The organism is Serratia sp. JKS296, from assembly GCF_900215445.1.
In the GTDB taxonomy this organism is placed as follows: Bacteria; Pseudomonadota; Gammaproteobacteria; order Enterobacterales; family Enterobacteriaceae; genus Serratia; species Serratia marcescens.
Genome location: NZ_OCMX01000001.1, coordinates 2082394 through 2096216 on the forward strand (window position 1 = coordinate 2082394; position 13823 = coordinate 2096216).

General features: G+C 55.3%; 22 protein-coding genes. 14 read left to right on the top strand and 8 right to left on the bottom strand.

The window, feature by feature from the left end; genetic code table 11:
• The first annotated feature begins 4 nt into the window (after positions 1-4).
• Together astE and ompC are read left to right on the top strand one after the other, a co-directional pair.
• The gene (gene astE / locus CRO23_RS09830) at positions 5-988 is read left to right on the top strand and encodes a succinylglutamate desuccinylase (protein WP_048796589.1); all 984 of its coding nucleotides are present in this window, start codon (positions 5-7) and stop codon (positions 986-988) included.
• Positions 989-1556: 568 nt separating this feature from the next.
• A complete protein-coding gene (gene ompC / locus CRO23_RS09835) occupies positions 1557-2639 on the top strand; it encodes a porin OmpC (protein ID WP_016927387.1) in 1083 nt (360 codons plus the stop codon).
• Positions 2640-2721: 82 nt separating this feature from the next.
• Here ompC and CRO23_RS09840 read toward each other — a convergent pair whose 3' ends face one another.
• Positions 2722-2946, bottom strand: coding sequence for a biofilm development regulator YmgB/AriR family protein (locus CRO23_RS09840; RefSeq protein WP_079451492.1), 225 nt, complete (start codon positions 2944-2946; stop codon positions 2722-2724).
• A gap of 123 nt (positions 2947-3069) precedes the next feature.
• On the bottom strand, positions 3070-3261 hold the full coding sequence (locus CRO23_RS09845) for a YebW family protein (protein ID WP_004934567.1): 192 nt from the start codon (positions 3259-3261) through the stop codon (positions 3070-3072).
• A gap of 228 nt (positions 3262-3489) precedes the next feature.
• Here CRO23_RS09845 and lysM point away from each other — a divergent pair, with 228 nt between their 5' ends.
• The 5 genes from lysM to CRO23_RS09860 all read left to right on the top strand — a co-directional run bounded on the left by lysM (position 3490) and on the right by CRO23_RS09860 (position 6373).
• Positions 3490-3936, top strand: coding sequence for a peptidoglycan-binding protein LysM (lysM, locus tag CRO23_RS09850; protein ID WP_016927389.1), 447 nt, complete (start codon positions 3490-3492; stop codon positions 3934-3936).
• Between the two features lie 265 nt (positions 3937-4201).
• The gene (locus CRO23_RS25060; RefSeq protein ID WP_016927390.1) at positions 4202-4357 is read left to right on the top strand and encodes a hypothetical protein; all 156 of its coding nucleotides are present in this window, start codon (positions 4202-4204) and stop codon (positions 4355-4357) included.
• 23 nt (positions 4358-4380) lie between these two features.
• Entirely contained in the window at positions 4381-4545 is a 165-nt protein-coding gene (locus CRO23_RS25065; protein WP_004934557.1) for a hypothetical protein, read from the top strand.
• Positions 4546-4650: 105 nt separating this feature from the next.
• A complete protein-coding gene (locus CRO23_RS09855; protein WP_079449818.1) occupies positions 4651-5592 on the top strand; it encodes a pirin family protein in 942 nt (313 codons plus the stop codon).
• Between the two features lie 427 nt (positions 5593-6019).
• Positions 6020-6373, top strand: coding sequence for a DUF1304 domain-containing protein (locus tag CRO23_RS09860; RefSeq protein WP_049299164.1), 354 nt, complete (start codon positions 6020-6022; stop codon positions 6371-6373).
• Positions 6374-6394: 21 nt separating this feature from the next.
• Here the strand turns inward: CRO23_RS09860 and CRO23_RS09865 are convergent, their stop codons facing one another.
• Both CRO23_RS09865 and CRO23_RS09870 read right to left on the bottom strand, forming a co-directional pair.
• Positions 6395-6781: a helix-turn-helix domain-containing protein gene (locus tag CRO23_RS09865; protein ID WP_004927697.1), complete on the bottom strand. Its 387-nt coding sequence runs from the start codon at positions 6779-6781 to the stop codon at positions 6395-6397.
• 445 nt (positions 6782-7226) lie between these two features.
• On the bottom strand, positions 7227-7439 hold the full coding sequence (locus tag CRO23_RS09870) for a YccJ family protein (RefSeq protein ID WP_004927694.1): 213 nt from the start codon (positions 7437-7439) through the stop codon (positions 7227-7229).
• Positions 7440-7623: 184 nt separating this feature from the next.
• On the opposite strand from CRO23_RS09870, the gene CRO23_RS09875 reads away from it, so the two are divergent.
• Entirely contained in the window at positions 7624-7863 is a 240-nt protein-coding gene (locus CRO23_RS09875) for a DUF2766 family protein (protein WP_004927692.1), read from the top strand.
• Positions 7864-7903: 40 nt separating this feature from the next.
• Here CRO23_RS09875 and CRO23_RS09880 read toward each other — a convergent pair whose 3' ends face one another.
• Positions 7904-8137: a YobH family protein gene (locus CRO23_RS09880; RefSeq protein ID WP_016927394.1), complete on the bottom strand. Its 234-nt coding sequence runs from the start codon at positions 8135-8137 to the stop codon at positions 7904-7906.
• 161 nt (positions 8138-8298) lie between these two features.
• Here CRO23_RS09880 and CRO23_RS09885 point away from each other — a divergent pair, with 161 nt between their 5' ends.
• Together CRO23_RS09885 and CRO23_RS09890 are read left to right on the top strand one after the other, a co-directional pair.
• Positions 8299-8457, top strand: coding sequence for a PhoP/PhoQ regulator MgrB (locus tag CRO23_RS09885; RefSeq protein WP_004927688.1), 159 nt, complete (start codon positions 8299-8301; stop codon positions 8455-8457).
• A gap of 81 nt (positions 8458-8538) precedes the next feature.
• Complete coding sequence (locus CRO23_RS09890; RefSeq protein WP_033640075.1) at positions 8539-8814, top strand: YebO family protein; 276 nt, start codon at positions 8539-8541, stop codon at positions 8812-8814.
• Positions 8815-8853: 39 nt separating this feature from the next.
• On the opposite strand, the gene fos is transcribed toward CRO23_RS09890, so the two are convergent.
• Positions 8854-9261 (bottom strand): fosfomycin resistance glutathione transferase, encoded by a 408-nt coding sequence (gene fos / locus CRO23_RS09895; RefSeq protein WP_015378164.1) that lies wholly within the window; start codon positions 9259-9261, stop codon positions 8854-8856.
• Positions 9262-9431: 170 nt separating this feature from the next.
• Between fos and CRO23_RS09900 the strand changes: the two genes are divergently transcribed.
• From CRO23_RS09900 to CRO23_RS09910, 3 genes are all read left to right on the top strand, one after another.
• Positions 9432-9734, top strand: a complete 303-nt coding sequence (locus tag CRO23_RS09900; protein ID WP_016927397.1) for a phage protein NinX family protein — start codon at positions 9432-9434, stop codon at positions 9732-9734.
• Between the two features lie 74 nt (positions 9735-9808).
• On the top strand, positions 9809-10045 hold the full coding sequence (locus CRO23_RS09905; RefSeq protein WP_004927680.1) for a DUF4060 family protein: 237 nt from the start codon (positions 9809-9811) through the stop codon (positions 10043-10045).
• A 175-nt stretch (positions 10046-10220) separates the two neighbouring features.
• On the top strand, positions 10221-11582 hold the full coding sequence (locus tag CRO23_RS09910) for an amino acid permease (protein ID WP_016927398.1): 1362 nt from the start codon (positions 10221-10223) through the stop codon (positions 11580-11582).
• A 46-nt stretch (positions 11583-11628) separates the two neighbouring features.
• Here the strand turns inward: CRO23_RS09910 and CRO23_RS09915 are convergent, their stop codons facing one another.
• Positions 11629-11919, bottom strand: a complete 291-nt coding sequence (locus CRO23_RS09915) for a hypothetical protein (RefSeq protein ID WP_016927399.1) — start codon at positions 11917-11919, stop codon at positions 11629-11631.
• Positions 11920-12138: 219 nt separating this feature from the next.
• Here CRO23_RS09915 and CRO23_RS09920 point away from each other — a divergent pair, with 219 nt between their 5' ends.
• Positions 12139-13173: an MBL fold metallo-hydrolase gene (locus tag CRO23_RS09920; protein ID WP_016927400.1), complete on the top strand. Its 1035-nt coding sequence runs from the start codon at positions 12139-12141 to the stop codon at positions 13171-13173.
• Positions 13174-13324: 151 nt separating this feature from the next.
• Here CRO23_RS09920 and CRO23_RS24900 read toward each other — a convergent pair whose 3' ends face one another.
• Positions 13325-13549 (bottom strand): hypothetical protein, encoded by a 225-nt coding sequence (locus tag CRO23_RS24900; protein ID WP_139375467.1) that lies wholly within the window; start codon positions 13547-13549, stop codon positions 13325-13327.
• Positions 13550-13823 lie beyond the last annotated feature (274 nt).

Here is a 13823-nt window from a genome sequence, read left to right on the forward strand (position 1 = left end):
CAGCATGATCGATCTACTGCCCCTGACGCTGGAAGGGAACGAACCCGTCGAATGGCAAGGTGAAACACCGCAGCTGCGGTGGCGCTGGCAGGGGGAAGGGGTGCTGGAGCTTACGCCGCGACAGCCTTACCGCCAGGCGATGGTGATGTCGGCGGGCGTGCACGGCAATGAAACCGCGCCGATTGAACTGCTCAATCAACTGGTCGGCGATCTCCTTGCCGGCCGGTTGCCGCTGACGGCGCGACTGTTGGTGGTGCTGGGCAACCCGGCGGCGATGCGGGCCGGCAAGCGTTATCTGCACAGCGATATGAACCGCATGTTCGGCGGCCGCTACCGCAACTTCGCCGCCAGCGGCGAAACCGTGCGCGCGCAACAGTTGGAGCGTGCGCTCGCCGCCTTTTTCGATGGGGAGCAGGCGGCGCGTTTCCATTACGATTTGCACACCGCCATCCGCGAATCGCGTTTGCCGCGTTTCGGCATTCTGCCCTTTCAGAAACGCCCGTACAGTGAGCCGATGTTGAAGCTGCTGGATGCCGCCGATCTGGATGCGTTGGTGGTACACAGTGCGCCGGGCGGGACGTTTAGCCATTACTCCAGCGAACATCTCAATGCGGCGAGCTGTACGCTCGAGCTGGGCAAGGCGCGGCCGTTCGGCAGCAACGATCTGCAGCAGTTCGCCGCCATCGATCGCGCTCTGCGGGCGGCGGTCAGCGAAGGGGCGCTGCCGGCGCGTGCGGGCGCCGAGATTCGGGTTTTCCGTGTGATGCACTCGTTGATCAAGCACAGCGAAGATTTCAAACTGCATCTGGACGATGACACGGCCAACTTCACCGAGCTGGAACCGGGCATGTTGCTGTGCGAGCAGCCGCAGGAGGACTATCGCGTCGGCCAGGAGGGGGCGTGGATACTGTTCCCTAACCCCAGCGTGGCGTTGGGCCTGCGTGCCGGCATGTTGTTGAGCGAAGTTTCCCGCTCTACGCTGTATTGATTTATCCACGGTGGCGCCGTCAGCGCGCCGCCGTTATTCCTTTCATTATTTTAATCTGCTATTTCCCGCTATTTTTATTCCCGTAAGGCGAGTTTTATTCGTCACGAATCCGTGTCTTTATGCGAATGAATAGAAGGCAGTGTCAGGTCGTTATCTGAAAGCCTTAATTGCCTGGTGAATTTGTTAAGATAAAAATGTGAAATAAGTAACGTTTTTAATAACCATGCTAATTTTGTTGTTACTTTTGAATCGCGCAGAAAGCACGCAAAACGAAACTGAATTGCACTATGATGGTGCATTGCACCGTTTTGGTTATAACTTATGTGATAAAAAATTCTTATATTCAATGGGTTGAGTGATTTCTTTTTTGTAATATTTGGTTACACATAAACATGCTTTCTCCTCGTTGTTTCATGAACTTTTTGATTTTAAGTTTTGATTCATGATGCTAATGTCACATCACCCCGGCATTAGGGGAGCTCATAAAATACCAAAAGATAAAATCACAGCCCAAATTATAAATTGGGCGTGACGGGCAGGGTTCTAATTATAATATCTAGGAAAATAAATGATGAAACGCAGTGTATTAGCCTTAGCTGTCGCCCTCGGGGCGATCACCTCCTTTGCCAACGCGGCTGAAATCTACAATAAGGATGGCAATAAACTCGACCTGTACGGCCGCGTTAACGCCAAGCATTATTTCAGCGACAGTAAGTCCAACGACGGTGATATGACCTATGTTCGCCTGGGCTTCAAAGGCGAAACGCAAATCAATGACCAGTTGACCGGCTACGGCCAGTGGGAATACAACGTCCAGGCCAATCACGACGAAGCGCAGGGCACCGCCGGCACCAAAACGCGTCTGGGCTTCGCGGGGCTGAAATTCGGCAACTACGGTTCTTTCGACTACGGCCGTAACTACGGCGTGGTGTATGACGCCGAGGCTTACACCGACATGCTGCCGGAATTCGGCGGCGACTCCTACAGCTATACCGATAACTTTATGACCGCCCGTTCCAACGGTTTGGCCACCTACCGCAACCGTGATTTCTTCGGTTTGGTGGAAGGCCTGAACCTGGCTGTGCAGTATCAGGGTAAAAACGACGGTGACGGCCGCAGCGTGACCAAGCAAAACGGCGACGGTTACGGCCTGTCTCTGGATTATCAGGACATCGGCGGCACCGGCATCGGCGTAGCGGCGGCGTTCTCTGATTCCAACCGCACCAGCAAGCAAAAAGAGCTGCAGTATGGCAAGGGTGACAGCGCTACCGCCTGGACCACCGCGGTGAAATACGACGCCAACCAGGTTTACCTGGCCGCGATGTATGCTGAAACCCGTAACATGACGCCGATCAGCGTCAACGGCACTTCCGGCTTCGCCAATAAAACGCAAAACTTCGAAGTGGTGGCTCAGTATCAATTTGAGAACGGCCTGCGTCCTTCCGTGGCTTACGTGCAGTCCAAAGGCAAGGATATCGAAGGGATCGGTGATGCCGACCTGGTGAAATACGTGGAAGTGGGGGCGACTTACTACTTCAACAAAAATATGTACACCTACGTCGATTATCAAATCAACCAGCTGAGCGACGATAACAAACTGAAACTGGCCAACGATGATATCGTTGCCGTCAGCCTGACGTATCGTTTCTAATTCTGCAATTTCATTACCTTCATCCTGTGTCGGGATTGGTAATCAGGCAGGGCGCAAGCCCTGCCTTTGTTTTATCGGGAACTCAGCCTTTTGGCGCCAACCCGACCAGCTCAATGGCGGAACGCAGCGCGGCGAAACGTTGCTGATCCTGCTCCCGCTCTATTTCGGTCACCAGCTGTGAAAGAATATTGCCGCCGGATACCTTTTTATGGTTTTTGATTAACTGCAACACTGCGTCGCCTAACGCCAGGCTGACGTCGCGCAGCAGAGTTTCATATTGCTCGTTGGAATGAGCCGATACTGGCATGACCTTTCTCTGTCTCTCTCTTCTTCGGGAGCCGCAATTTAGCAAAACAGCGGCCTTATGCCTCGGAGGAAGACGAAGTTTCCGATGAAATCAGAAATTCCTCAGCATCGCGCGGGGAGGAGGTTAAAAATCGGAATATTCGCTGGCTGGCAACCAGAAGCCGTCGATAAACTCTTCCATGGGATAACAGCCGGCGTGTCGCAAGTTCTGTTCCTTCATCGCGACCAGGCATTGCGGCTCGTCGCGCAATATATCGACCACCATTTCACTGCAGCCGCCATCCAGATAACAGACAAACATCACCAATGCGTACATCGTTGCACGCCTCCTTCGTCGAGTTACCTTGTCTGCAACAGTGTAGGTAGAAAAGCGCGATTTTTCAGCATCATTGCGCGATTAATCGCCATGGAAACGCCGCTGACGACACTTTCGGAATACTCTACCCATTTCTGACGCCGTAAGCGGATGGCATATCCTTTTGTCGATGCTAAGCTTAACAAGCCTTACTTAAACGCATTACTGCAACCATCAAAAGGAGTGAATATGGGCTTGTTTAACTTCGTCAAAGAAGCGGGCGAAAAACTGTGGGATACAGTCACCGGCAATGCCTCCGCCGAAGATCAAAGCGCCAAACTCAAGGAACATCTCGATAAGAGCGGCCTGCCGGGCACCGACAAAGTTGATGTGCAGGTGGTCGATGGTAAAGCCGTAGTGACCGGCGACGCCGTCAGCCAGGAGTTAAAAGAGAAGATCCTGGTGGCTATCGGCAACGTGGCGGGGATCAGCGGCGTGGAAGACAAGGTGGCGGTAGCGCAATCCGACGCCGAGAGCCGCTTCTATACCGTGAAGAAGGGCGATACGCTGAGCGCGATCTCTAAAGAGATGTACGGCAACGCCAATCTGTACAACAAGATTTTCGAAGCCAACAAGCCGATGCTGTCGAGCCCGGACAAGATTTATCCGGGGCAGGTGTTGCGTATCCCGCAATAACGCATCGGTCTACCCAGGCCCGGTTACGTACCGGGCTTTTTTTTGTCCTCTGCAATAGGCGTCTCTTATTTCCCTGCGATCTCCATTCCAGTTACATCTCCCCTGTGTACCTGCTCGCTCGCCGGCAGGCGCGGTGTTGACCCTGATGGGGAAAATTGATAGCGTCATCCCCCGGTTGAGGCCGGAGCGACCAAGTCAGCGACGTTGGCGCCTTATTCTGAGGGGATGTTTTGCCCCGTCAAACAGCAATGCAGCAGTTGAACGAGTGAAAACCGATTTAGTGAAACAACAGCGTAACGCCTCAACGGATAAAAATTATCGAGAAACCTTGGGTGATGCGCAATTTGCGATCGTCGTGTTGGCGGTGGCGTCCTGCTCACTGATTATCTTTACGCTGGCGGTCACGCTGTGGGTGACCTGACGCGATTAACTAGGGGAGATAAAATGGAGCCTAATCTCCATGATGAAACCAAACTGCTGGCGATCATCGGCCTGTTGGTGTCCGTGCTGCTGGTGGTATCAATTCTCTTTGGCGTGACCTATTTCTCCGATCTCAGGCACGCGCATGATGATATAGACATCAAGAGCTGCTATATCAAAGCACCCTGAACCGCGCGGACGTGCCTGCACGTCGTCGCTCTGCGGGGGAGCTGTCCTGTGTTAAGCTTGGGCGGTTACCCTTGGCGAATCGGCGCCATTCAGGAGGTCTTTGCGATGAGTCAGCCACGTCCTACGCTCTCTTCACCTTCACGCGAGTGCCCCGTCGTTGACGGCGTGCGCCAGATACAACGTATTGCCGTGCGTAACGCCGAAGTGGGGGGCATTCCGATCAACCGCGCATTGCCAACCCGGGAGCGGCGCACCGTCGGCGCCTGGTGTTTTCTCGATCACGCCGGGCCGACGGTATTCAACGGCACTTCGCCCGGCATGGATGTGGGGCCGCATCCGCACACCGGGCTGCAAACGTTCACCTGGATGATAGAGGGTGAGGTGCTGCACCGAGACAGCCTCGGCAGTGAGCAGGTGATTCGCCCGGGGCAGGTTAACCTGATGACCGCGGGGCACGGCATTGCGCATACGGAACAGTCGGTGGGCGAGCAGCGGCGGTTGCATGCTGCGCAATTATGGATCGCGCTGCCGGCCGAACATGCCGACATGGCGCCACGCTTCGATCATTATCCTGACTTGCCGCAATGGCAGAATAACGGCGTGAATCATCGTTTGTTGGTCGGGGAATTTGGCGCTTATCGTTCACCGGTGTTTACTCTTTCGCCATTAATCGCCATTGATCTGGAATGGGAAGAAGCGGCAAGAATCGAATTGCCGTTGCGCGATGATTATGAAATCGGCTTTTTGCCCCTTATTGGTGCATTTGAACTTAATGGTGAAATCTTTTCACCTGATGAATTCGCCTATTTGGGCATGAAGAATAACTCTATTGGGTTAAATGCACAGAAGGGGAGCCGGGGATTACTCATCGGTGGGGCGCCATTAAACGAAGAGATCCTTATCTGGTGGAATTTCGTTGGCCATACCAAGGCTGAAATTACTCGGGCTCAGCATGATTGGGAACAAGGCGCGCCGCGTTTCCCGACGGTTAGCGGTTATTCTGGTGAGCGCATGACCGCACCACGCCTGCCTTGGAACGATGTTTGATAGCGTTAGGATATAATCGCCGCGATTATTCGGCTTATTTCGCTCTAATAAGGCGTAATTAATGTGATCGCGGCTCCAGCTTTACGACAATATAAGGGTTCTCGGCGGAAAAGTGATCTGGCGCATATAACGACAGTGAGAAGAAGTTTAGGATAATCCTCAGGAAGTCAGGTTGTCTCCCGTTAGTCAGATGTCAGTGAGGTCATTATGAGCCAGGTACTTTATCGTGCAAGATTGTCCCATGTCGTGGTTGCCACGGCGCTGTTTTGGGTCTCTGTCGCGGCATTGTTGGTCGCCGTATTAAACTAACCTCAAAAAATGACTCCTGCATAAACCCGCTTCGGCGGGTTTTTTTATCTCCGCCGATGGGATGGTGAGCGAAGGAGTTTATAATTGATGACATCTTCAATAAACGACTGGAACCACCATGAAGTTCTTTGCCGATATTTTGCTGCTGCTCATCGCAGCGCTCCATCTTTATATCCTGGTGCTGGAAATGTTCCTGTGGCGTACGCCACTCGGCAGGCGCGCATTCGGCACAACGGCGGATTTCGCCGCAGCCACGCGGGTGTTAGCCGCCAATCAGGGGCTGTACAACGGCTTTCTGGCCTTGGGGTTGGCATGGAGCTACTGGCGTGAGGATATGGCACTGCAGCTGTTCTTTCTCGGGTGTGTGCTGGCGGCCGGGGTGTTCGGCGGGTTGAGCGCCAGCCGCAAAATTCTGTGGGTGCAGGCGCTGCCGGCCACGATTGCGATGCTGGCGGTCTGGGGGGCGCGTTAACCCGCCGATTTGCGGCGGGCTTCAGGCGGATTTTTGGTGAATGACGTGCAGCGGCGGATCGATGTGCAGGTCAACGCTCAAATCCTGGCGGAAATCATAGGGTGTGATATTAAAACGCTTTCTGAACATGTAGGTGAAGTGGGACTGAGAACCGAAGCCAAAGTCCAGGGCGATGTCGAAGATCGACGCTTCACTGCTGCGCAGTTGATAGACCGCGCCGGCCAGACGGCGTTCGCGAATGTATTTACCGAGCGAAATCCCTGTCGCTTCTTTGAACAGCTTCTGCATGTGCCACAGCGAGTAGCCGGAGTACTCGGCCAGCTCTTCGAGATGGATCACTCGTCCGAGGTGAGTTTCGACCCATTTGCTGAGGGCGCAGACCAACGAGAGGTGGTGTTCTTGTATCATCAGTGCGTCAGTGTGAGACCTACATAGCGGTGAAGTATACACAACTTGCCGCCGTGGACAAAAATGCCGCCCGTGACGGGGGGCAATTATTCGGAAAAACCGTTTGACCGCCGCTTGTCAGCCGAAAGGAAAAACGGCTAATCTGGGACTGTCGCCGCCGCGGTGGGGAACGCAAAGAAAGCCGCAGCAAGAACCGCCAAAACAGAGTCAGCCGTAACAACTCAACGTTGATGGGGTGATCGCATGTTAATGACAGTGATTATTACTCTGGTTGTAATCGTGGGCGTCGGCGCTTTTATGGCGACGCCGGTGATGAGCATGAAAAATGCGGAAGGTGTGGGAGGTGAAGAACCGTGAGAGCAAGAGACATGCACGCCGCTGAGCGGGGCGAGCGCTAATCGGGAAAGCCTGGGTCAGAAACCCGGGCTTTTTGTTGCGTAACCGCTCAAACGTTTTTCCGCTCGACGGTTTCCTCTCCCCAATAAAGCTGGTCGGCGGTGGTTTTGGCAAAGGCCTTCTCCAGCGCCTCATCACTGCCTTCTTCCCAGATTTTCTGCGCCAACACTTCATCGTTCCCTGCCAGCTCAAAAATGGCTTCGGCGATTTCCACCGAAGTTTCACGCACTGTCGCCCAGGATTTCACATTGTGATTCGCCATAACTTTCTCCTGTTGGTTGTGGCTTGCGGGTGGTTTTTACCACCGCCATGCAGCAAGTATAGGCCAATCCGCCGCAGGCTTTTGCCCGCCGGTGCGCAGAATGGGGAAAAAGACGGGGAGAGCGGGCAATGGCGCGGACGCCATGCTATTCTGTGCGGCGTTTGAATCAAGAAGGAAATTTATTATGTCTGACATGCTGAGCAACGAGCAGGAACTGGCTTCCGATCTGGTCGCTTGCCAACTGGTCATCAAACAGATTCTGGACGTTATCGACGTGATTGCGCCGACCGAAGTGCGCGACAAGATGGCGGGTCAGCTCAAAAGCATCGATTTCTCCACGCATCCTGCCGGCGCCGATCCGGTGACCCGCCGAGCGATTGACAAGGCGATTGCGCTGATCGAGATGAAGTTTACCCGCAACTGAGGCGGGGCCGCCGCAGAGCGGCGGCGTCGGGCGGTGGCGGTTAATCCACCACCGTTTCGATTTTCTTGAACAGCGGGCAGTCGGATACGCCGATGAAACCGTTGTCGCCATTCACGTACTGGGCGATCGCCACGTTGCGCGCCGTCAGGTATTTGCACTGCAATCCCAACCCGCCAACGTTTTTGTTGCTGCCGATCAGCACGCCGTAGCCCGAGATCAAAAAGCCGCCGTAAATGACCGCCAACACCAATACCCACTTAATCAATTTGCTCATCGTATTTCCTCGTTATCCCTGAGAGTTCATCTAGCCACGGCGCCTATGCGAGGGCAAGGGTAACAGTCTGAAAACCGGGCGATAGCCAGAAATCTAAACGGAAAGTTAAACTTCGTTTAACTTCGCTGTGATAACATGCGCGATAGATTACCAAGATAACAATGAGGCTGCTAAATTTGTTGCGAAAAAAAATCCTCGTGATAATGACGGCCGTCGCTGCCTGCCTGTTTTTCTACCTGCTGGCGCTGGACAGCTATTGCGACGATGGTGGAAATTTTGCGTTGGGCATCTGTTCGGTGACCCGCTTCGTGCCCTGGTAAGCAATTTTTGGCAGGGATGTTCGCACGGCCGCCGCGAGTGTTAAGATGGCGGCCTGAATTTCGCAGTAGATAGGGTTGTCCATGTACGATTTAGGTTTTGGCCAGAACGGCCTGTTGTCGCTGGCCCTCGCCGCCGTGGCGTTGCTGGCCGGGCTGTGGGTCTGGTTCCTGGTGAACCGCGCCAGCGTGCGCGCCAACGAGCAGATTCGCCTGCTGCAGGAGATTGCCGAGCAACAACGCCAGCAAACGGCGCTGTTGAAGCGTATGGCGCACCGCGCCGGCGCAGACGGCGCCGCTGCTGCTGACGACGATCTCAACCCCGCGCTGGATTTCAAAGGTTTCATCCCCGAACGTTGAGCATGATGCCCCGGCCGACGGCTGCGTCGCCGGGGCGCCTCAGTAAAACACCATGCCCTGATACGGCTTTTCCCGGCATGCCGCCAGGCGGCTGGCCAAATCGCCGGCATGGATCTCCAATTGATGCCCATCGGGATCGAGAAAATAGAGTGATTCGCCTTCGCTGCGATTGCTTTTCCACTCTTCGACGCCGGCCTGGCGCAACCGCTCGCTGACCTGCTCAATGTGTTCCGGCGCGACGCTGAAGGCGTAATGGGTGTAATCGCGCTCGCGTTGTTGCATGCGCGTTTCATCCAGCGACAGGCATAGCCACAACGGCCCTAACGAAAGATAGGCGCCGCCTTGCCAGCGGGCGTGCGGGATAAATCCCAACAGATGACGATAAAAATCGAAGCTGCGATCGAGATTGCTGACGGCGAGCGTCAGATGGTTAAGGCCGGTCAACATGCATGCGTTCTCTGGGCGCTGAACAGGGAGAAAAGTTTACGCAGGCGCTAAGGAAAGATAAAGGGGACAAAGCATTAGTAGAGATAATGTGAAAACCGGCGGCGCTGTCATAAAACTGTCGTACAGACATCGTAATGTAGCGCGAACCTTACGAAAGATGGATGAAGCCGATGATTAAATGGTACGAAGAAAGCGATGCCGAAGTGAACCGCAGCATTGCGCTGCTGACCGGAGAGAACCCGGACAAGTGGTATCCCTACGGTGGTGTGAAAGGTAAAGATTACTGCAAGAATCCCTCCGATGCCTGGCCGATCATTTGCGCCAACAAAATCAGTCTGAACCCCGACAACCAAAGCGACAGCCCGCAGTGGCAGGCGCGCATGAGCACTCAGGGCGGTGAATGGCAGGCGGACAGCGCCAGCCCGCTGCGCGCGGCGATGATCTGCTTCCTGATGAGCCGACAGGTTAACTGAGTCGAACAATACCGGTGATTGGTAAGAGTTTCTCCTTTTTCTAATAACAGAGCTGTCGTTGGCGGAGGCTGTTTATGAAGCGCATCATCAAAGGTGATAAAAACTTGTCTCATCTGGTGATTGCCCATGCGGCGATCGATCGTCATGCCGAAAGCTTCGGCCAGCGCCGTCAGGGCTGGCCCTCGACCTACCTGATAAAATATCAAAACGATCGCGTGGCGGTGGAAGTGGTCACGCGTAGCCAATCTTATGTCGCCACGCTGATGATCGGCGCGCGCAATCTGACCAAACTGTGCGGTATGCCTGGCTGAACGCTGCCGTTATCCGCTTTCTCGCGGTAAAAAAATCGCGCTCCGGCCTGCCGTCTCGGGGCGCTTCTCCTTGATGCTCACGGGGTTAAGTGTTAAAAAGCCGCCCGCAGATACATTTATTGATTGGTGAAATCTTGGCCGATAGCGGCAAGGGTATACGCCATATGAGGATAAGATGGGCGGTCAGCATCAGGATACTCCGCTAAAACGCGGTTTAAAAAACAGACACATACAGCTTATTGCCCTCGGGGGCGCCATTGGTACCGGTTTATTTCTCGGCATTGCGCAAACCATTAAAATGGCCGGCCCCGCCGTGCTGCTGGGCTACGCCATCGGCGGTTTTATCGCATTTTTGATCATGCGCCAGCTGGGCGAAATGGTGGTGGAGGAGCCGGTCGCCGGCTCTTTCAGTCACTTTGCCTATAAATACTGGGGCGATTTCGCCGGCTTCCTTTCCGGCTGGAACTACTGGGCAATGTTCATTCTGGTCGGCATGGCGGAATTGACCGCCGTCGGCATCTACATTCAGTACTGGTGGCCGGAGATCCCCACCTGGGCCTCCGCCGCGCTGTTTTTCGTGCTGATCAATCTGATTAACCTGGTGAACGTGCGCCTGTACGGCGAAACCGAGTTCTGGTTCGCCATCATCAAGGTGGTGGCGATTGTCGGCATGATCGTCTTCGGCGCCTGGCTGTTGGCCAGCGGTAACGGCGGGCCGCAGGCCAGCATCACCAACCTGTGGCAGCAGGGCGGCTTTATGCCGCACGGCTTCTCGGGGCTGGTGATGGCGATGGCGGTGATCATGTTCTCGTTTGGCGGCCTGGAAATGGTCGGCATCACCGCGGCGGAAGCCGCCGATCCGCGTCGCAGCATTCCCAAAGCCACCAATCAGGTGGTGTACCGCATCCTGATCTTCTATATCGGCTCGCTGACCGTGCTGCTGTCGCTCTATCCGTGGGGGCAAGTGGTGGAGGGCGGCAGCCCGTTCGTGCTGATCTTCCATGCGCTGAACAGCAATCTGGTGGCAACGGTGCTCAACGTAGTGGTATTGACCGCCGCGCTGTCGGTCTACAACAGCGGCGTTTATGCCAACAGCCGCATGCTGTTCGGGCTGGCCAGCCAGGGCAATGCGCCGAAGGCGCTGACGCGCGTGAATAAACGCGGCGTGCCGGTGCTGTCCATCGCGCTGTCGGCGTTGATTACTTCGATCGGCGTGCTGATCAACTACCTGATGCCCGGCAAGGCGTTTGAGCTGCTGATGGCGCTGGTGGTTTCAACGTTGGTGATCAACTGGGTGATGATCTGCCTGGCGCACTTGAAATTCCGCGCCGCCAAGAACCGCCAGGGCGTCATTCCCAGCTTTAAGGCGCTGTGGTATCCGTTCGGCAACTACCTGTGTCTGGCGTTCCTCGGCCTGATTCTGGTGATCATGTATTTCAGCGAAGGGATCCGCATTTCGGTGTTGCTGATGCCGGTGTGGGTTGCGGTGCTGTGGTGCGGGTTTATGCTGACGCGCCGCAAAGGCGGCAAGCGTTAATCCGTGTGCTGCGGAGGCGTATGGCACGCCTCCGCTCCTTTTCTCGTTAGCCGCGCGGCATAAAGGCGCGGCCCTCACCGTGACCCCGCCCCAGCAGTTTCCGGCACAGCAGCAGCAGAGTGCTGATCACGTCGATGGCGACTACGCTGAGCATCAGCAGAGTCAACATGAAGAATCCAAGCAGCGAACCGCCCAGCAGCACCAACGGTGCAGGCACGCGCAGCCGGCGGAACTTCATGGCGAAATACATTTTCCAGTATTGCTTCTGCGCCAGCAGCGCGCTGCGAATACGGCGCCCCAGGCTTGAGCCTGATTTGCGGGATGTAGAACGACTCATAACTTCTCCTTTTCTGTATGCCCTACAAGTCAATCACAAAGATCTTAAGAGAGTCTTAACGGGCTCTTGGCGGCCCTGGCTTTCCATCGGAGTGAGACAACAGCATACGGCAAAAGGTCCCGAGATGCAGCGCACGGCTGACAAAGTGCGAGCTTCATCGGGTTTGTTACACTGAAAGTCATGCCCGCGCAGGGCGCAGTGGTCGGGAGAAAAGGCAGGATGAAAAGAATCAACCGTTATTACGACGCGGCCAAGGCGCATCATACGCCGGAGGGATTTCGCAACCTGGAACCTTCGCGGCGTCAGGAGGGCGATCTTCAGCGTTGGCAAGATGAACGCAAGCGGCAGGGGCTGCCCAGACCGCCGCAGCAGGGCTACGCACAATTTACCGAACGCTGGTGGCAACCTGCCGATCTCAGCGGCAGCGACGACTGCGTTTGGTGGTTGGGGCATGCCTCGATGCTGCTGCGGTTGAGCGGGCGTTATATCCTGATCGATCCGGTGTTGTCCGAACGCGCATCGCCACTGAGCTTTTACGGCCCGAAGCGCAGAACGCCACCGCCGCTGACGGTGGAGCAGCTGCCGGCGGTGGATGCGGTGCTGATCTCCCATAACCATTATGACCACCTTGACAGGCGCACGGTGCGGCAATTGGCGCGGCGTTTCCCTCAGGCCGAGTTCATCGTGCCGCTTGGCTTGAAGCGCTGGTTCCGCCGTTATCGGCTGAAGGCGCATGAGCTGGACTGGTGGCAGAGTCTGCCGTTGGGCGAGCTGACGGTCTACGCCACGCCGGCGCGGCACTGGAGCATGCGCACGCTGTGGGATCGCAATCGCTCGCTGTGGTGCGGGTGGGTGATCCACCATCCGGCGCTGCGGTTTTATTTTTCCGGCGACAGCGGTTATTCGGAACGGCTGGCGGAGATCGGTCAACGGCTGGGGCCGTTCGACGTGGCTGCGCTGCCGATTGGCGCCTATGCGCCGCGCTGGTTTATGCAGGAGCAGCATATGGATCCGCAGCAGTCGGTGGCGCTGTATCGCGAGCTGAATCAGCCGCGCGCCATTCCCATCCATTGGGGGGTATTCGAACTGGCGGATGAATCGCTGGACGAACCGCCGCAGCAGTTGAACCTGGCCCTGAGCGAGGCGGGGTTGGAGCAGCATCAATTCCTCCCGCTGAAGATTGGCGAGCGCATCGCGTTGCAGGATGCTCAGCAAGCGTTGTCTCTTCGCCCTGCGGTACAGAGGAAAGAATAAGAGCAACGGTTTGAAAGCGCGGCAGTAATTAGCAAAATTGATAAGATCGGGTGGTGATTCAAATAACCACCCGATCTTCAGGATTTAATTCAACGCCACACTTTTGCTATTCATAAGATTATTCCGGCTATTGGGGATAATGACCTTCGGATTATTTATGATGGAACCACAGGCAAGCGGGATATGTGCCGGCGCTTTGCATGCTTATGCATCCGTTGCGCAGGGCGGAGACGTCGCCGCCGACCCGCGCGCCGTTGTCGCCCGCGCCGTTTGGCGGCAGGGCTGAAAGCCGATGATGAATGGGCTTTCCGGCGGTAAATGGTCGGAGGAGCGATGAATAAATTGGCCCCCGTTCATCGATATTCAGATGTTGCATATCAAATTCCATAAAGATTCAAATTTTTTAACGCTATAAGCGGCCAAAAAGCGGAAATGATGAGACGGAAAGGCGTCAATACGATGAAAGTTTTGTTAAAACTCCAGCAGAATGCGGGGTCTGGCGCAGTGATTTTGGCAAGCAGAAAATAGCCGATGCTTCAACATCTTTTGGCCTATTTAAGCAAATGTGGCGCTCGACCGTTTCAAATATGTGCGACATGTCGTTCAGTGATTAAAAATGGCTTGCCATCGCATACAGAGTATGTGATAAC